The sequence below is a fragment of the Paenibacillus sp. FSL R5-0887 genome (assembly GCF_038002305.1).
In the GTDB taxonomy this organism is placed as follows: Bacteria; Bacillota; Bacilli; order Paenibacillales; family Paenibacillaceae; genus Paenibacillus_AQ; species Paenibacillus_AQ odorifer.
In genome coordinates, this window is sequence record NZ_JBBOCE010000002.1 from 2,042,749 (window position 1) to 2,062,189 (window position 19,441).

A 19,441-nucleotide genomic window follows, 5' to 3' on the forward strand; every position below is an offset into this window, starting at 1 on the left:
ATAAAAAGAGCTGTCCAAAGGTCTTAGACCCCGGACAGCTCTTTTTTGTTGCGAGTACTACATTCTATATGGACCTGTAACATTGTAATAACATTCCTACAGTAATTCGTAGTTCAGCGTAGCTCCAAGCTCTTTCTTCTCATCAGCAGACAGCTCCCGCCATTCTCCCGTTTGCAATGCCCCCAGGCGAATATTCATAATCCGAATGCGTTGCAGCTTTCGAACCTCATAGCCAAAAGCGCTGCACATACGACGAATCTGGCGATTTTTGCCCTCTGTCAAAATAATACGGAAGACACGCTCCGTAATACGCGTGACCTCACAGGGCAGCGTCTTCTCACCTAATATTTTCACACCGCTCGACATGCCGGTAATAAATGAAGGCGTAATGGGTCTGTCCACGGTAACCACATATTCTTTTTCATGCCGGCCTTCCGCCCGCAAAATTTTATTAACGATATCACCATCATTAGTAAGCAAGATTAATCCTTCCGAATCCTTATCGAGACGACCAATCGGGAATATACGCTCATGATGACCTACAAAATCGACAATATTCCCCTTGATATGCTGTTCTGTGGTTGATGTAATCCCAACCGGCTTGTTTAGAGCAATGTAGACCGTCTGGCTCGAGGTTTCAAGCGCTATACCATCTATTCGCACATCATCGCCCGGAACAGCCTGACTGCCCAGCACAGCAGGCTCTCCGTTGATCGTAACTCTGCCGGCATCCACAAGCTTGTCTGCTTCTCGGCGTGAACAGTACCCTGTCTCACTGATGAATTTATTAATTCTCACGTTGTTCTTCACTCCGTTCATCCTTAATGTTGAGCCAAGGTGTAACCCCTCCAGCTGCAGGCAGCTTAATCATAACGGTTGTCCCCCGGCCAACTTCACTTTGTATTTCCAAATGACCCTTATGAGCCTGAATAATACGCTGGCTAATCATTAACCCAAGACCAGTCCCCGATTCCTTATTCGTGAAGAACGGTTCACCCAGCTTAGGCAGCACGTCCTCTGGAATCCCTTCACCCTGATCTTTAATTACAATAAAGACGCAATCCACAGAGTTCCAAAGTTCCATCGAAATGACGCCACCCTCGGGCATAGCCTCAATTGCATTTTTAACAATATTAATAAATACCTGCTTCAGCTGGTTCTCTTCACAATGTACAGTAGCAGGTTGTTCAGAGAATTTCGTACTAAATTGAATATCATGTAGATGAGCCAGACTATCCAATAGAGAAACTACATCACCTAATATGTAGCGAAGATCTTTCTCCTGAAAATGAACGGCTTGTGGCTTAGCCAGAATTAAAAATTCACTGACGATAAGATTAATCCGCTCCAGCTCGGATAACATCAGCTCTATATGAAGCGGAACCAAGAGCTCCTTCTCCTGTTGAAGCTGTAGAAATCCTTTTAATGTGGTAAGAGGATTACGAATCTCATGAGCTACTCCTGCGGCCAATTGGCCGACTGTAGTTAGTTTCTCAGAGCGTCTAAGCAGCTCCTCCATTCGATTGCGTTCCGTCATATCACGAGAAACGTGAATAAAGGAATGGGGATAACCCTCTTCATCTCGAATTATCGAGGTACTAACGCTAACTTCAACTAATGATCCGTCCCGTTTAAGTCTCACTGTCTCGATCGGCGGCAGAACTGCACCATTTCTTAACGCGTCAAGCCGCTCTTCCTCTTGCTTAAGCGCTGTCGCGGGTACAAGATATGGCATATTGCCTATCACTTCTGTTGCACTCCATCCGTACAGCTCCTCAAAGGCTCTGTTAGTGCTAGTGATTCGTCCCTCCATATCCAACGTATGAATCGCATCCGACGTACCGTTAATTACGGATTCCAAATGCTCCTTAACCGCCCGGTTCTCTTCCAGCGTCTGCTTAAGACGATTGGTGCGTTGCATAAGATGAGAAGTCATAGCGTTAATCCGCAAGGCTAATTGACCTAGCTCATCACGAGAGGTTACGCTTAATGGAGGTTCGAACTTACCTCGCGCTACATCATTGACTTTAGCAAGTATAGCCTGAATTGGACGGGTAACAAAACCTGAAAGTATGTAACTACATAGCAAAAATAATGCCAGCAACAACAGAGACGTAGTCAAATAATTGGTTAATTGTTCATGAACTACGGATGAAATCACAGAATAATCCAAAACTACACCGATTACATAAGGTTCCATTTTAGCAGTCTGGATAGGAATGAAGCTTTTGAGTACTCTTTTCCCATGTACTCTCGTCTCCAGTGTAACTGGCTTCTGCTTCTGCTGAGCTAATAGAATGGCCGCTTTATCTTGCTCCACATTACCATAAGTATAGGTACCGAACTTAATTGGGCGGTTGCCAAGTTTCTTTTTAAATGCATCGCTTCCATCGCCCGCCATACTCGCTAAACCAAATGTTGTTGGATTAAATCCTGTAAGCTCTAAAATCCCAGGATTAACTTCTTTGGTTCGCTCTACAATTTGATCGGGATTGGTGATTTTGACATATTCACTAGCCGCAGTATTGAGAATAACAGGATTAATGATGTAGTTGCTTGCTTCATCATGATAATAACCCCACTTCTCAATGAAATCGGGATTGTAGGTTGAATATTCAAATGGGCCTGACCAAAAATGATCCAATGCCTGACCTTGCCCCACAGTGACTTCCTGATTATCAAATAACTCCAAAAGGGCAAGGTACCAGTACCCCCAACCTTGAGTGGACATTCCAATATCAATAGGATTTGATGCCCTTGTCACCACGATATCATTATCAGTCTTTACCAGAATTGAAATATTAGACACGCCCAACTTGGAAGTTAGAGCCTTTAGTTGAGCGTTGGTTATATTCTTATAATCCGGACCCAATTCCTTAGAGGCAAAAATGGCAGCCATTCTTAAGTTATGCGCAATTTGATATTCTACATAGTTAGAGCTATAGTTACTTTGTTCTACAGAAACAGCCATTTGCATAGCGGTGATCTGCATATTATTTACGTTTTCATTTCTTAGATTATTCTGAGCGGCATAAAGGTTAAATGTCAGGTTCAATGCTAAAATTAGCAGTACCGCTCCAAAAATAATAGCAGATAGTTTTGTCTTTATGGACAAACTGTTATTCACCTCTTATCCACTGGTAAATCCTTGCGGAGCCTATAATAAACATCATACCTTTTGCCCCCTCATTTGAAAAGGACATTTAAAACAAGCCTATTAATTCACGAAATATTGAAATTCAAAAGGTGTTTCTCTACAATATATAAGAAACCATCCACATCTTATGCACATATAAACAAATTATTAAAGTCCGATGTGTACAAAAATGTGTATAAGTAGGCTGTTATCCACAGAGTTATGCACATTTTGTTAAGAACGAATATTTGTTCGTTGTACAATGGTTACAGAAGAAGGGAAGATGATCTTGAATATTAAAGCCAATGAATCGCCAGAAGATATACAAGTGGTTCATGAATATTGGATGAGGCAGGCGATCGCAGAAGCACGTAAAGCTGAGGCATTAGGTGAGGTTCCTATTGGCGCTGTCATTGTTCGACATGGTGAAATTATAGGACGTGGATACAATTTACGAGAAACGACAATGGATTCGACAGCCCATGCAGAGATGGTAGCCATTCGCGAGGCCAGCAATGTCATGAATTCTTGGCGTCTGCTGGATTGCCAGCTGTACGTCACCCTAGAACCTTGTCCGATGTGTGCAGGAGCAATAGTGCAGTCCAGAGTGCCTCTCACGGTATATGGAACGCCTGACCCTAAAGCTGGATGTGCTGGGACCCTCATGAACTTGCTTGAAGAGCCGCGATTTAATCATAGAACTGAGGTAATACAGGATGTTTTACAAGAAGAATGTGCAGATCTACTCACCTCCTTCTTTCGCCGTTTACGTAAAAAGCCAATTAAACAAAAGGAGGACTCCTAAATGACCCTTACTCTATATCATACCTCTCAAGGGATCTATATTTCTCCACTTGAGCTTAAGGATGCACAGAGCCTGCTAGAACTTCGTTTAAATAACCGGGTAACCCACGAACCGTTTGAGCCAAAACGTGATGAGCACTTCTTTACCCTGGAGAGTCAGCAACAGATCATCAATCAGCGTATTGAGGACGCCCTACAGGACAGAGCTTATATGTTCGGCATTTATCTGCTGGATGGACAGCTAATCGGTCAGATCACATTGTCCAACGTCTCACGAGGTGTAGCACAATATGCTGATTTAGGATATTTAATGGATCATCGGATGCAAGGACAAGGTTATATGACAGCAGCGGTCGGATTAGTCCTTGGCTATGCTTTCCGAGCCTTAGGTCTACATAGAGTTCAGGCAGCTATTTTATTGCATAATGAAGCTTCACGAAGAGTCCTGGAGAAGAGTGGGTTTAAACCTGAAGGGGTTGCCCGTCAGTATCTTAAAATAAATGGACAGTGGCAGGATCACCAAACCTACGCAATCTTAACTGAAGATGTGCTGACAGAGGAACAGAAATAGGATTCTGCATTGTCGCAGGAATCAGTGCTACTTTTTTTCCTAAAAAAAGACCCGCATGGGCGTATAATATACGCCTCATGCGGGTCTTTATCTTGCGAACTGGGATTAATAAGTTCCCAAACCACCGAATTCTTCTCCAAGTTGATCCATTGTAATTACATCATCACCTTGAGGGATACCAATCTTGAATACCGGCTTTTCGTTGATCTTGCTGTATTGGCCCGTTCCATTTACTGAGAAGGCCACTTTTGTGCCATCTTCCGGATCATTTACTTTAACATCCATCAATAAATCCTGATACACAGCGTATCCGTCCTTATTGATCGCAGTATTATAGTGGAACTGGTTGATGGTAAGGTACTTATCAAGATCAGCTAAGCCCTTATCCAATTCAGTTCTAGCTTCACCTGATGTCAGTTCTTCTTTAGCCTTAGCTAGATCTGCATCTTTAATCTGCAGCATATCCTTGTATTCTTCCTTGCTTACGATATCAATAATTTTAGGCAGGGCATTATTCACCAAGATAGTGATTGCTTCTTTAACATTATCGTTAGTCACTTGGAACTGAACGACTTGTTCAGCTTCCACACCTTCTGGTAAATTAGCATCTTTGGGATCAATCTCGTTAAAATATTTTTCTTCGTCATATTCAGCTAGGACAGTGTCCACCACTTCATTAGACAGCTTCTGCATTTTTTGAGTATCCATCGTACTTGGGTTAAATTCTGCACCCTCCTGCTCTGCCAACGCCTTCAGATCAACCTCTACAAACTTATTGAGGATCGTCTCAGGAATCGGTACGAAAGGAATAGATGGAATCTTAACATACAACTTCTCGGCAGTCATTACCATAGGAACATTAAAGCTCATGCTCATATCGCCTTTCAGATTCAGAACCATAGTTAGTTCTGTCTGCATTGGCTCTGCTTGATATACCCCATCAATGGTAATATCAGCATTCTTAAGCATACTAAGTACCTGTGTAGTCATTGCAGCAGATTCAGCGTCAGAGGTCTCGATCGTAAGATCGTTGATCGTGAATTTACTCTTCATCTCATAAGATGACATTGTAGTCGCTTTAGTAGCGGCTGATTTTAAGGCCTCTTTTGGCGCCTCCTGTTTACTTGCACATCCCGGCAGAATTACTGCTGCTGTAAGCAGCAATGCAGCGGCCGACAAACCCCACTTTTTGTTCATTATTGTTCTCCTCTCCCATTGTAAAAGAAATCTCTCCCCCTCCTATGATAAACCATTTGTAAAAATCAAGAAACACTTCTTTAAAATTCTTAACGTTTTTATTTGTTAACCTTGTGGATTATGGTGGTCAACATGGTTCGCTTGTTTCACCTTTTTAGAACCTGAAAGCGGTTCTGGACCTGAAGGAGCATGGTCTTTTCTCCGCTCACCACTTGTTGGCTCTGCCCCAGGAACAGGGATACTTTTTGGTTTCGACATTTTCATTCCTCCTAAGGATTGGTCAAGTTCTGAAGAGCCTGAGCACATTCATGAATTTGCCGTGAGTATTGCTGTGCCAGCTGCTGTACGGCATCGCTACGCTCATCAATATGGAGACCGCTCTGTTCCACATCCAGCAGATCCACTGCCACTTCTCTGCTATCTACATACTTGCAGCGAAAATCCAGTGAATAGCCTTGATGACCTGCCGCATTAAAATGAATCAGCAAGCTATTCGGATCCCCATTATCCGCCAGCACACTGAAACTATCCCCATCATCCATCAACGCCGGCAAACGCTCCTGCCAGGCTGAGACAAGCTTATGCTGATCAACTTCTAATGATCTATCCATGATTATGATCATCCTCCTTCTCTAATACATTGCGGAGAAATGAAGCTTTTTATTCTCAATAGAACTGGGTCTACCAAACAAAACAAAAAAACCGTCCCCCAGAGGGAACGGTTTCTATCTAATTATTCTTTAAGTTCATAAAGGAATGGCGGAGAGGATGGGATTCGAACCCATGTGGGCTTGCACCCTAACGGTTTTCAAGACCGCCCCGTTATGACCGCTTCGGTACCTCTCCAAATGCATTTAAATTTCACATGCATTAGGATTGTACCATACAATGCAAAGAAAAAGCAACTATATCTTTAAATAGTTTTTGGTTGTATCGATTTTACATTGCGCATATAAGGTTGTAGGCATTCTGGAATCAGAACACTGCCATCCTCTTGCTGATAATTCTCAAGAATTGCAGCAACCGTACGTCCAACAGCCAAAGCAGAGCCGTTCAGCGTATGAACAAATTCAGGCTTCGATTTTGGATCCTTACGGAAACGAATATTTGCCCGGCGTGCTTGGAAGTCTTCTGTATTTGAGCAAGAGGAGATCTCACGGTACATCCCACTCTCAGGCAACCACACTTCCAAATCGTACGTCTTAGCCGATGTAAAGCCCATATCAGCCGTACATAACCCAAGTACACGATAAGGCAGTCCTAACAGCTGCAGCACACTTTCAGCGTCTGCTGTCATTTTTTCTAATTCCTCATAAGAGGATTCAGGGGTGGTGAGCTTCACCAACTCTACCTTGTTGAATTGATGCTGGCGAATCAAACCGCGAGTATCACGGCCCGCCGAGCCCGCCTCAGAACGGAAACAAGAGCTGTAAGCTACATGGTATTTAGGCAGGTCAGCTGCCGTCAAAATCTCTTCGCGATAGTAGTTCGTTACCGGTACTTCAGCTGTAGGAATCAAATAGTATTCGGTATCCCGCAGCTTGAACAGATCCTCTTCGAATTTAGGCAGTTGTCCTGTACCATACAAGCTGTCTTTGTTTACAATGTAAGGCGGCAGCATTTCCTCATAGTTATGCTCACCACTGTGAAGATCCATCATAAAGTTAATCAGCGCCCGTTCTAGACGTGCTCCAAGTCCTTTATAGAAAACAAACCGGGATCCTGTAACCTTTGCTGCAGCTTCAAAATCAATAATATCAAGCTGCTGCGCAAGCTCCCAATGTGATTTCGGAGTGAATCCGAACTCTTTGGGCTCCGACCAGCGGCGTAATTCAACGTTATCATCCTCGGATTTCCCTACTGGAACTGAATCATGAGGAATATTAGGGATATTCATAGTAAGATCAGCAATCTGAGCTTCCAGTTCACGTACTTCATCATCAAGCTCTTTAATTCGGTCAGATACTGTACGCATTTCTGTAATTAGATCATCTGCTGGCTCGCCGTTCTTTTTCTTTTTCGCTACTTCACCTGAAACTGTATTACGACGGTTCTTAAGACCTTCGGTTTCTTGCAGTAATTCACGTCGACGCAAATCAAGTTGTGGAAAATCAGCAATTAAATCCAGTGATTTGCCCCGTTTTTCTAAAGCCTCTTCCACTCTTGCGTAATCACTACGTAGTATTTTCACATCTAACACAAAGTTTCCCTCCTGAAAACAGCCTAAACTCTTTCAAAATGCTGATTACAGCTTTGAAAGAGTCAGGATGTTCTTTATATGCGATTTTGTTGTTGGACTTCCCTATTCGCCTCTACCATATCGGCAAAATATTGGTGCAGTCTGAAATCATCGGTCAGTTCTGGATGAAAAGAAGACACCAGCAAGTTGCCTTCGCGCGCGGTTACAATCTCATCATTATAGACTGTAAGCACATCAACTCCCGGTCCTACCTCGTTGATAAGCGGTGCACGTATAAACACAGCACGAACCGGCTCATCAATGCCTTTAACCTCCAGATCACATTCAAAGCTTTCCCGTTGGCGGCCGAATGCATTCCGGGCTACGGTAATATCCATTAGCTCCAAATGCCCCGGTTCACCACCGGCAATTTTTTTGGCCAGCACGATCATACCCGCACATGTGCCAAAAATAGGCTTACCCTGATCAGAAAAATCACGGATGGCTTCTATGAAGCCATATTTCCGCATTAGCTTTCCAATCGTTGTACTTTCTCCGCCGGGGATAATCAGGCCTTCAACCTCTTCTAGCTGCTCCACACGCTTGATAGGCACGCCTTCTGCACCGGTCTTCTCTATACTAACAATATGCTCCGTAACAGCGCCTTGCAGCGCCAATACTCCTATCTTCATCCTACAACCTTCTCTCTATTAACGGCCACGCTCCGACATACGTTCAGCCGGGGTGAGAGTTGCAATATCAATCCCCTTCATTGGTGCACCAAGGTTCTTGGATACTTCAGCAATCAGTTTGTAATCAGTATAGTGTGTAGTGGCTTCAACAATCGCACGCGCAAATTTCTCAGGATTGTCCGATTTAAAAATACCCGAGCCTACGAATACACCATCAGCACCCAAATGCATCATAAGAGCAGCATCTGCAGGAGTAGCTACACCCCCAGCGGCAAAGTTAACAACCGGCAGTTTGCCAAGCTCATGTACTTCGAGCAACAGCTCGTAGGAAACTCCCAGGTTCTTTGCTTCATTATATAGCTCGTCCTTGGACAAATTCGTTACTTTACGGATTTGACTGTTGATAAAGCGCATGTGACGCACGGCCTCAACAATGTTGCCTGTTCCTGGTTCACCTTTTGTACGAATCATGGAGGCACCTTCGTTAATACGTCTCAGTGCTTCTCCCAGATCCTTCGCTCCACATACAAAAGGAACGGTAAATTCATGTTTATCAATATGGAATACTTCATCAGCAGGAGTAAGAACTTCACTCTCATCCAAGTAATCAACACCCAAAGATTCTAGAACTTTCGCTTCTACATAATGGCCGATACGAGCCTTAGCCATAACAGGGATACTTACCACCTTGAGAACCTCTTCTACAATTGTAGGATCGGCCATCCGTGCTACACCGCCAGCTGCACGAATGTCAGAAGGTACGCGTTCCAGAGCCATAACAGCAACTGCACCAGCAGCCTCAGCAATTTTTGCTTGCTCTGCATTCATGACGTCCATAATGACGCCGCCTTTTTGCATTTCTGCCATGCCTCTTTTAACTCGCGATGTACCTGTTTCCATGTCCTAACCCCCCGAATGATCTATCTTAATCTAACTTGTAATTTTACCCCAATGAAGGGAAATCTACAACCCATTTACTCGGATTTACTGCTGATTTCGACACCAAACTGCATTAGAACAAGTTCTTGATCCCTGAAAATAAATCACCGAAGAAATCGCCAATCGCTCTAAGGAACAACTTGAACCAGCCAGCCTTCTCAGCTTCCTCTACTGTGATCAGATTAACTGTTTTCTCCTGTGCTGCTTGCATGCCTTCAGCCTTGTAGGAATAGGTAACTTTACCTACTTTAGAGGATTGAGCTATAGGAGCAACCAAAGTTGCAGGGTCATTTGTTACAACAGTTGTAGTAACTTCAGGAGAAACCGTTCCCTTAGGAACAATGAAAGAAACTCCTTCATCAGTAACTATAGAAACATCTTTATTCTTGCCTTTCAGTACCGGAACTGTTTCCGTGCCAGCAATAACAGCCTTCGGAGCTACAACCTGTTTGATTTCAAAGTTGTTAAACCCGTAGTCGAGCACTTTTTTTGTTTCTGTGAATCGATGTGCCTCTGAATTAGCACCCATAACAACACTGATTAGACGCATTCCATCACGCACAGCAGTACCGGTAAAGCAGTTACCTGCATTTGTGGTATGGCCAGTCTTCAGTCCATCTAGACCTGGATAAGCATATGCCTTAAAGTTGGGAATACTTTTGTTAGCTTCCAGCATCCAGTTGTAGTTAATGATCGGCGCTGTATCCCGATCACGGAATTTATAAGACTGAATCGTTGTAAATTCAGTGAAGTCCGGGTGGTCAGTAACTATAAATTTAGCAAGAGTAGCTGCATCTCTAGCTGACATTACAGTCTCTTTATCAAGATCAGGACGGAATTTCTTCGGCATGTCTGCCCGATCAAGTCCAGTTGAGTTAATAAAATAGGTATTTTTCATGCCCATCTTCTGTGCAGTCTGATTCATTAGTTCTACAAATTGTTCTTCTGAACCCGATACCAATTCTGCCAAAGCAACTGTGGCATCATTCGCCGATCCAACGGCCATCGCTATGTATAGCTCTTTAACCGTATGTTCATCTCCAGCTGCCAGAAAAATTCGTGATCCGACCTGTTTGGAAGCATTCTCTTGAATGATAACTTTCTGATCCCAAGAGATGTCTCCTTTTTTCACGGCATCAGATACAAGATATTCAGTCATCATCTTGGTCATACTCGCAGGTGGGAGTGGTGTATCTGGATTTAGAGCCATAAGTACTTGGCCTGTAGTTGGTTCTATTAGAATAGCAGAACTCAATTCCAAGTTAAGAGATTCCACAGAAGGGATCTTAACTGCGTTGGTCTTGGGTGCAGTTTCAGTAGCAGTTGCGGCACCTTCGGTTGTAACCGGAGTTTTGCCCGCTTCAGCCAATGCTGGAATTACAGGGTTCATTAACATATTTAAAAGCAGACCTACAGTCGCTGTCTTAATTACAATTTGCTTACCATTAAATTTTCGTTTGTGCTTCAATGATTACGACTCTCCTTTAAATCTCATATCAATAGCTTGTTCTATTCTAACACAGGGGTACCCGCAAAAAAAGACAGACAGGACGAAATAGTCCTGTCTGTCCAAAAAATAATACGGTTAGTCCATTATACGGAATAGTTTGGTGCTTCTTTTGTAATTTGCACATCATGCGGGTGGCTTTCACGAAGTCCAGCACTTGTGATGCGAATGAAAGAAGTATCGTTACGCAGTTCTTCCAATGACTTCGTACCGCAATAGCCCATACCTGAGCGCAATCCGCCGATCAATTGATGAACAGTGTCAGAAAGAGGCCCTTTAAAAGCAATACGTCCCTCAATTCCTTCAGGAACGAGCTTTTTATCATCATCTTGGAAATAACGGTCTTTACTGCCTTGTTTCATGGCACTCATGCTGCCCATACCACGATATACTTTAAATTTACGGCCTTGATAAAGCTCAGATTCCCCTGGGCTTTCTTCTGTACCCGCAAACATACTTCCCATCATTACAGCATGAGCACCAGCTGCGATAGCCTTAGTGATCTCCCCAGAATACTTAATACCGCCATCAGCGATAATAGGAATTCCGTACTCGCGAGCAACTGTCGCACAATCATAAATGGCTGTAACCTGTGGTACGCCGATACCAGCGATAACGCGTGTTGTACAGATCGATCCTGGTCCAATACCTACTTTAACTACAGATGCACCAGCTTCAATAAGTTCACGGGTTGCTTCGCCTGTAGCTACGTTACCAGCAACAATCGTAAGATCAGGATACAACTCACGAATTTGGCGAACCGCTTCAATAATATTAATGTGGTGACCATGTGCAGAATCGACTACAATCAGATCCACACCAGCTTTTACTAATGCTGCAGTACGTTCGAAGGTGTCTTTAGAGATACCAACAGCTGCTCCAACAAGTAGACGGCCATGTGCATCTTTGGCTCCGTTAGGGAATTGAATAGCTTTTTCAATATCCTTAATGGTGATGAGACCCTTAAGAATATTATTCTCGTCCACAAGGGGAAGCTTCTCGATCTTATGACGTTGCAGGATACCTTCTGCTTCCTGAAGGGTTGTACCCACAGCAGCTGTTACAAGATTCTCATGTGTCATAACTTCTTTAATTTGAATATTGAAATCATGAATAAAGCGTAAGTCTCTATTAGTCAGAATACCGACAAGTTTATTGTCACTGTCTACAATCGGCACTCCGGAAATGCGATATTTACCCATTAAAAGCTCTGCATCAGATACCATGTGTTCTGCCGTAAGTGAGAATGGATTCGTAATAACTCCGCTCTCGGAACGCTTCACACGATCTACTTCTTCCGCTTGCTGCTCTACAGGCATATTCTTGTGTATAATCCCGATGCCACCCTCACGAGCAATTGCAATGGCCATGGCTGCTTCTGTGACTGTGTCCATACCTGCACTCATAAGTGGAATATTCAACTTCACATTCTTACTTAGAACTGTGGTCAAATCCACTTCTTTAGGCAGTACCTCAGATTTACGCGGAACCAGCAGCACATCATCAAAAGTTAGACCTTCTTTACCAAACTTATCTTTCCACACCTGGGTCATTCCTCCTCGGTTGTTTTAAATTATACCCGCCTACAAACTTTATGAAAGAAGAACCTTTGACTCCAGTCCATTCACGACAGACAATTCTGTACATCTGGGGGCTGAACAAGTGTAGATCTTCAATTAAGGTTTGAGATGCTTATCCAAAAATATATTATTGCCATCTTAGCAAAGGGCATTTGGACTGTCAAGAACATTACATCATCAGAGTAGGTATTCAAAAAACGGCCGCCGAGTAAGCGAATTATTGGACGTTAGTCCGTGCTGGGCGGACAATTTAGTGTGTAAAAAATTCACAATGCATCTCTGTTCACCTTTTAAGCCACGCTTATCTCCATCTTAGTATCTCAAAATATAGCCTAATGAATTCTTTATTTACATAACAAAAAGACCACTGTCGATTACTCAACAGTGGTCTTGCGTGCTTGGCAACGTCCTACTCTCCCAGGACCCTTCGGTCCAAGTACCATCGGCGCTGGAGGGCTTAACGGTCGTGTTCGGGATGGGTACGCGTGGAACCCCTCCGCTATCGCCACCAAACATGCGTCTATGAAACAGACGCTGCCGCGTGAAATTCGGTTCATCACAGAAGTGACAATGAATTTCTAAGCGTGTTACAGGCTTGATCGCCTGAAAACTGAATCCGAAACGAATCTGCATTCTACGTATAGGATAAGCCCTCGACCGATTAGTATTGGTCAGCTCCATGCATTGCTGCACTTCCACCTCCAACCTATCTACCTCGTCGTCTTCAAGGGGTCTTACTAATTGGGAAATCTCATCTTGAGGGGGGCTTCACGCTTAGATGCTTTCAGCGCTTATCCCGTCCGTACGTAGCTACCCAGCCATGCTCCTGGCGGAACAACTGGTGCACCAGCGGTACGTCCATCCCGGTCCTCTCGTACTAAGGACAGCTCCTCTCAAATTTCCTGCGCCCACGACAGATAGGGACCGAACTGTCTCACGACGTTCTGAACCCAGCTCGCGTACCGCTTTAATGGGCGAACAGCCCAACCCTTGGGACCTACTTCAGCCCCAGGATGCGATGAGCCGACATCGAGGTGCCAAACCTCCCCGTCGATGTGGACTCTTGGGGGAGATAAGCCTGTTATCCCCAGGGTAGCTTTTATCCGTTGAGCGATGGCCCTTCCATGCGGTACCACCGGATCACTAAGTCCGACTTTCGTCCCTGCTCGACTTGTAGGTCTCGCAGTCAAGCTCCCTTATGCCTTTGCACTCTGCGAATGATTTCCAACCATTCTGAGGGAACCTTGGAACGCCTCCGTTACTCTTTAGGAGGCGACCGCCCCAGTCAAACTGCCCGCCTGACACGGTCCCCGTACCCGGTAAGGGTACTAGGTTAGAACCTAGATACGATCAGGGTGGTATCCCAACGGCGCCTCCACCGAAGCTTGCGCTCCGATTTCTACGGCTCCCACCTATCCTGTACAGATCGTACCCAAATTCAATATCAAGCTGCAGTAAAGCTCCATGGGGTCTTTCCGTCTTGTCGCGGGTAACCTGCATCTTCACAGGTATTAAAATTTCACCGGATCTCTCGTTGAGACAGCGCCCAAGTCGTTACGCCATTCGTGCGGGTCAGAATTTACCTGACAAGGAATTTCGCTACCTTAGGACCGTTATAGTTACGGCCGCCGTTTACTGGGGCTTCGGTTCATAGCTTCGGGTTACCCCTAACCACTCCCCTTAACCTTCCAGCACCGGGCAGGCGTCAGCCCGTATACTTCGCCTTGCGGCTTCGCACAGACCTGTGTTTTTGCTAAACAGTCGCTTGGGCCTTTTCACTGCGGCCCCCTCGTGCTATTCACACTACCGGGGCACCCCTTCTCCCGAAGTTACGGGGTCATTTTGCCGAGTTCCTTAACGAGAGTTCTTCCGCGCGCCTTAGAATTCTCTTCTCGCCTACCTGTGTCGGTTTGCGGTACGGGCACCTTCTCCTGGCTAGAGGCTTTTCTTGGCAGTGTGAGATCATGACCTTCGCTACTATAATTTTCGCTCCCCATCACAGCCCAGCCTTAATGATGTGCGGATTTGCCTACACATCAGCCTCACTGCTTAGACGGACATCCATCAGTCCGCGTCACTACCCTCCTGCGTCACCCCATCGCTCATAGCGGATTACGGTGGTACAGTAATTTCAAACTGTTGTCCTTCGACTACGCCTTTCGGCCTCGCCTTAGGTCCCGACTTACCCTGAGCGGACGAGCCTTCCTCAGGAAACCTTGGGCTTTCGGCGGATCAGATTCTCACTGATCTTTTCGTTACTCATACCGGCATTCTCACTTGTGTAGTGTCCAGCGCTCTTTTCAGTACACCTTCAACCCCTACACAACGCTCCCCTACCCCAGATACATACGTATCTAGCCATAGCTTCGGTGGTGTGTTTAGCCCCGTTACATTTTCGGCGCAGAGTCACTCGACCAGTGAGCTATTACGCACTCTTTCAATGGTGGCTGCTTCTAAGCCAACATCCTGGTTGTCTGTGCAACTCCACATCCTTTCCCACTTAACACACACTTGGGGACCTTAGCTGATGGTCTGGGCTGTTTCCCTTTTGACAATGGATCTTAGCACTCACTGTCTGACTCCCGGCAATAAGTATATGGCATTCGGAGTTTGACTGAGCTTGGTAATCCTTGCGGACCCCGCACCCAATCAGTGCTCTACCTCCACTACTCTTATACCGAGGCTAGCCCTAAAGCTATTTCGGGGAGAACCAGCTATCTCCGAGTTCGATTGGAATTTCTCCGCTACCCCCACCTCATCCCCGCACTTTTCAACGTACGTGGGTTCGGGCCTCCAGTGCGTGTTACCGCACCTTCACCCTGGACAGGGGTAGATCACACGGTTTCGGGTCTACGTCCACATACTAATTCGCCCTATTCAGACTCGCTTTCGCTGCGGCTCCACCTTCTCGGCTTAACCTTGCATGTTAAACGTAACTCGCCGGTTCATTCTACAAAAGGCACGCCATCACCCATTAATAGGGCTCTGACTTTTTGTAAGCACACGGTTTCAGGTTCTATTTCACTCCCCTTCCGGGGTGCTTTTCACCTTTCCCTCACGGTACTGTTTCACTATCGGTCGCCAGGTAGTATTTAGCCTTAGCAGATGGTCCTGCTGGATTCATACGGGGTTTCACGTGCCCCGCACTACTCGGGATCCGTCTCGGAGAGAATACAGTTTAGGTTACAGGGCTTTTACCTCTATCGCGGGCCTTTCCAGACCTCTTCACCTACCATATTCCTTTGTAACTCCATGTGAGACGTCCCACAACCCCTAAGAGCAAGCTCTTAGGTTTAGGCTGTTCCGCGTTCGCTCGCCGCTACTGACGGAATCACTATTGTTTTCTCTTCCTCAGGGTACTTAGATGTTTCAGTTCCCCTGGTCTGCCTCTACATTTCCTATGTATTCAGAAATGAGTAACTGCGAATTACCACAGCTGGGTTTCCCCATTCGGACACCCCCGGATCAAAGCTTGCTTACAGCTCCCCGAGGCAGTTTCGTTGTTCGCCACGTCCTTCGTCGGCTCCTGGCGCCTAGGCATCCTCCGTGTGCTCTTATTAGCTTAACCTTGATTCTTCCGAAGAAAAATCTCACTAATAACATTTACTTGTTTACACAAGTTGCTAAAAGATGTTCTAAAACGCAAATTCGTTTCGGTATCCAGTTTTCAAGGATCAAGTCTTACTTGAGAGCTTAAACTCTCAAAACTGAGCAACGAGTGAGTAACAGGCCTAAACCTGAGTTTTGGAAGCTGAGCTTCCGATTTGAATGTTCTCATTGCAGAGAACGATTCTCCATAGAAAGGAGGTGATCCAGCCGCACCTTCCGATACGGCTACCTTGTTACGACTTCACCCCAATCATCTACCCCACCTTCGGCGGCTGGCTCCCTTGCGGGTTACCCCACCGACTTCGGGTGTTGTAAACTCTCGTGGTGTGACGGGCGGTGTGTACAAGACCCGGGAACGTATTCACCGCGGCATGCTGATCCGCGATTACTAGCAATTCCGACTTCATGCAGGCGAGTTGCAGCCTGCAATCCGAACTGAGACCGGCTTTGATGGGATTGGCTCCACCTCGCGGCTTCGCTTCCCGTTGTACCGGCCATTGTAGTACGTGTGTAGCCCAGGTCATAAGGGGCATGATGATTTGACGTCATCCCCACCTTCCTCCGGTTTGTCACCGGCAGTCACTCTAGAGTGCCCAGCATTACCTGCTGGCAACTAAAGTTAAGGGTTGCGCTCGTTGCGGGACTTAACCCAACATCTCACGACACGAGCTGACGACAACCATGCACCACCTGTCTCCTCTGTCCCGAAGGCCGCCACTATCTCTAGTGGATTCAGAGGGATGTCAAGACCTGGTAAGGTTCTTCGCGTTGCTTCGAATTAAACCACATACTCCACTGCTTGTGCGGGTCCCCGTCAATTCCTTTGAGTTTCAGTCTTGCGACCGTACTCCCCAGGCGGAGTGCTTACTGTGTTAACTTCGGCACCAAGGGTATCGAAACCCCTAACACCTAGCACTCATCGTTTACGGCGTGGACTACCAGGGTATCTAATCCTGTTTGCTCCCCACGCTTTCGCGCCTCAGCGTCAGTTACAGCCCAGAAAGTCGCCTTCGCCACTGGTGTTCCTCCACATATCTACGCATTTCACCGCTACACGTGGAATTCCACTTTCCTCTTCTGTACTCAAGCCACCCAGTTTCCAGTGCGACCTCAGGTTGAGCCCAAGGTTTAAACACCAGACTTAAATAGCCGCCTGCGCGCGCTTTACGCCCAATAATTCCGGACAACGCTTGCCCCCTACGTATTACCGCGGCTGCTGGCACGTAGTTAGCCGGGGCTTTCTTCTCAGGTACCGTCACTCCGGTAGCAGTTACTCTACCGGACGTTCTTCCCTGGCAACAGAGCTTTACGATCCGAAAACCTTCATCACTCACGCGGCGTTGCTCCGTCAGGCTTTCGCCCATTGCGGAAGATTCCCTACTGCTGCCTCCCGTAGGAGTCTGGGCCGTGTCTCAGTCCCAGTGTGGCCGTTCACCCTCTCAGGTCGGCTACGCATCGTCGCCTTGGTGGGCCGTTACCCCACCAACTAGCTAATGCGCCGCAGGCCCATCCCTCAGTGACAGATTGCTCCGTCTTTCATTCTTCTCTCAGGAGAAAAAAGAAATTATCCGGTATTAGCTACCGTTTCCGGTAGTTATCCCAGTCTGAAGGGCAGGTTGCCTACGTGTTACTCACCCGTCCGCCGCTAAGTTATTTTGAAAGCAAGCTTTCAAAATAACTCCGCTCGACTTGCATGTATTAGGCACGCCGCCAGCGTTCGTCCTGAGCCAGGATCAAACTCTCCAATTAGTATTGAAAAGAGCGATATGCTCATTTTGAAACATCTGACGAGAAAATTAATTCTCTAATTTGGATTTCACTTGCGTGATTTCCTACTCACTCGTTGTTCAGTTTTCAAAGATCAAGTTCTCGTTGGCGCCGTTTAATGTCTCAGCAGCAACTCTTATACTATATCATGTTCGGCCATTTAATGTCAAGCTCTTTTTTTAACTTCTTTTTCGAGCTCGGCATGTGTACTTCTTGGCCGGACTTAGAATATATCATGTATGGAGTTGCATTGCAAGAGTTTTTTTGAAATATACTAGATAAATGAGAGACTGTGCTGCCAAAAGCCTCAATACTGCAATATATAATGGCTAGCACAGCCTTATTCCTTTGTACCTACGCCCTAAGCAATGATTTCTTGAATATACAATTCACGTTCCAACATCAAATTAACTATTGTTTCCTCTATCTTAACCATCGGACGTGTAGGGTTTGCGCGATCTGTGAAGATAATCTCCCCATGACGGCCATCACTTAATTTGATTCTAGTGCCATTAAAGAGATCAGTACTCTTCTGTATAAACGTCTGCACAATCACTGGGTCAAGCTTACCGAAGCTTTCTGTCAGAATCTGCTCTAGTACCAAATAAGGAGACTGTGCTCTTCTGTAGGCTCTTTCTAAGGTCATAGCATGGAATATATCTGCTACTGCGACTACTTTAGCGTAGAAATGAATCTGACTGCCGTCCAGCTTCAATGGATAACCAGAGCCATCAATCTTCTCATGATGCTGCAAGGCGGCAAGTCTTACCCCTTCATTAATCGCTGTAACATTGCGTAATAATTGATAACCATATGTAGTGTGTCGGCGAACCTCTTCTATTTCACTATTGTTAAGTGACTCCGGTTTCTGTAAAAGTGAGCTGTCTACTTTTGCATTGCCGATATCATGTAATAATCCTGCAAAAGCAATCTGCATCCAATCCTTTTGTGGGTACCCACACCACTGAGCGATTTTATAGGAGGTCAACGCGGACAACACAGCATTGTGATAGTTGTAATCCTCATACTTTAAAGTGCGCGGTGTAAACTTCAAGACATGATAATCCTTCAAATAACCTATTAGTGTCTCTAACTGACTGCGAAGCTCAAAAATAGGAAGTGAAGCTGCCGTTACCGATCGATAGCTGTTCTTAATAAGAGTGAGCATTTTATCGTATTCATCATGTAGAGGAGAATTAGTCTTGGCCAACATCGATTCGTTGATAATGGCTCCAGCTTTAGGGGAAGCTTGCTTAGCTGTTGTCTTGGCTCCATCCGAACTCGCCTCACCTTGGTCACCTTCGATTTCCACTTGCCCAATCAAAAAAGCCTGTAAAATATCTAGATCACGAGGGAGCAATATTTTTCCCTTAGTGAATAAAGTCCCCCCTAAAGGTGTAATTACATCCTTTATTATCTTTGAGCCTGCTTTAACTTCTCCAACCAATATATTTGGCATA

Annotated in this window: 13 protein-coding genes, 1 tRNA gene and 3 rRNA genes; 2 read left to right on the forward strand and 15 right to left on the reverse strand. The window is 45.5% G+C overall.

Features of this window, described 5'->3' with window-relative positions; translation table 11 throughout:
- Positions 1-96: 96 nt before the first annotated feature.
- Positions 97-798 (reverse strand): 23S rRNA pseudouridine(2604) synthase RluF, encoded by a 702-nt coding sequence (gene rluF / locus MKY14_RS26890; protein WP_036679985.1) that lies wholly within the window; start codon positions 796-798, stop codon positions 97-99.
- Positions 788-3,115, reverse strand: coding sequence for a sensor histidine kinase (locus MKY14_RS26895; RefSeq protein ID WP_248549731.1), 2,328 nt, complete (start codon positions 3,113-3,115; stop codon positions 788-790). Before MKY14_RS26895 ends, rluF begins: the two co-directional genes overlap by 11 nt.
- 304 nt (positions 3,116-3,419) lie before the next feature.
- Between MKY14_RS26895 and tadA the strand changes: the two genes are divergently transcribed.
- Positions 3,420-3,941, forward strand: a complete 522-nt coding sequence (gene tadA / locus MKY14_RS26900; RefSeq protein WP_248549734.1) for a tRNA adenosine(34) deaminase TadA — start codon at positions 3,420-3,422, stop codon at positions 3,939-3,941.
- Positions 3,942-4,511, forward strand: a complete 570-nt coding sequence (locus MKY14_RS26905; RefSeq protein WP_076187218.1) for a GNAT family N-acetyltransferase — start codon at positions 3,942-3,944, stop codon at positions 4,509-4,511.
- 105 nt (positions 4,512-4,616) lie between these two features.
- On the opposite strand, the gene MKY14_RS26910 is transcribed toward MKY14_RS26905, so the two are convergent.
- From MKY14_RS26910 to MKY14_RS26970, 13 genes are all read right to left on the reverse strand, one after another.
- On the reverse strand, positions 4,617-5,708 hold the full coding sequence (locus tag MKY14_RS26910; protein WP_340977743.1) for a hypothetical protein: 1,092 nt from the start codon (positions 5,706-5,708) through the stop codon (positions 4,617-4,619).
- Positions 5,709-5,813: 105 nt separating this feature from the next.
- Positions 5,814-5,966: a small acid-soluble spore protein P gene (locus tag MKY14_RS26915; protein WP_036679976.1), complete on the reverse strand. Its 153-nt coding sequence runs from the start codon at positions 5,964-5,966 to the stop codon at positions 5,814-5,816.
- 11 nt (positions 5,967-5,977) lie between these two features.
- Positions 5,978-6,319, reverse strand: a complete 342-nt coding sequence (locus tag MKY14_RS26920; protein ID WP_036679977.1) for a hypothetical protein — start codon at positions 6,317-6,319, stop codon at positions 5,978-5,980.
- Positions 6,320-6,465: 146 nt separating this feature from the next.
- A tRNA-Ser gene (locus MKY14_RS26925) sits at positions 6,466-6,554 on the reverse strand.
- A 67-nt stretch (positions 6,555-6,621) separates the two neighbouring features.
- A complete protein-coding gene (gene serS / locus MKY14_RS26930) occupies positions 6,622-7,908 on the reverse strand; it encodes a serine--tRNA ligase (protein ID WP_038568043.1) in 1,287 nt (428 codons plus the stop codon).
- 74 nt (positions 7,909-7,982) lie between these two features.
- A complete protein-coding gene (gene pdxT, locus MKY14_RS26935) occupies positions 7,983-8,579 on the reverse strand; it encodes a pyridoxal 5'-phosphate synthase glutaminase subunit PdxT (RefSeq protein ID WP_076130391.1) in 597 nt (198 codons plus the stop codon).
- An 18-nt stretch (positions 8,580-8,597) separates the two neighbouring features.
- A complete protein-coding gene (gene pdxS / locus MKY14_RS26940; protein ID WP_036679980.1) occupies positions 8,598-9,479 on the reverse strand; it encodes a pyridoxal 5'-phosphate synthase lyase subunit PdxS in 882 nt (293 codons plus the stop codon).
- Positions 9,480-9,591: 112 nt separating this feature from the next.
- Positions 9,592-10,986: a D-alanyl-D-alanine carboxypeptidase family protein gene (locus tag MKY14_RS26945; RefSeq protein ID WP_076187220.1), complete on the reverse strand. Its 1,395-nt coding sequence runs from the start codon at positions 10,984-10,986 to the stop codon at positions 9,592-9,594.
- 125 nt (positions 10,987-11,111) lie between these two features.
- The gene (gene guaB / locus MKY14_RS26950; protein WP_036679982.1) at positions 11,112-12,569 is read right to left on the reverse strand and encodes an IMP dehydrogenase; all 1,458 of its coding nucleotides are present in this window, start codon (positions 12,567-12,569) and stop codon (positions 11,112-11,114) included.
- A 432-nt stretch (positions 12,570-13,001) separates the two neighbouring features.
- Positions 13,002-13,118, reverse strand: a 5S ribosomal RNA gene (rrf, locus tag MKY14_RS26955).
- Between the two features lie 128 nt (positions 13,119-13,246).
- Positions 13,247-16,173: ribosomal RNA gene (locus MKY14_RS26960) — 23S ribosomal RNA — on the reverse strand.
- A gap of 232 nt (positions 16,174-16,405) precedes the next feature.
- A 16S ribosomal RNA gene (locus tag MKY14_RS26965) occupies positions 16,406-17,963 on the reverse strand.
- The 16S, 23S and 5S rRNA genes sit together here, the layout of an rRNA operon.
- A 379-nt stretch (positions 17,964-18,342) precedes the next feature.
- Complete coding sequence (locus MKY14_RS26970; RefSeq protein ID WP_076124333.1) at positions 18,343-19,440, reverse strand: HD-GYP domain-containing protein; 1,098 nt, start codon at positions 19,438-19,440, stop codon at positions 18,343-18,345.
- Position 19,441: the final 1 nt, after the last annotated feature.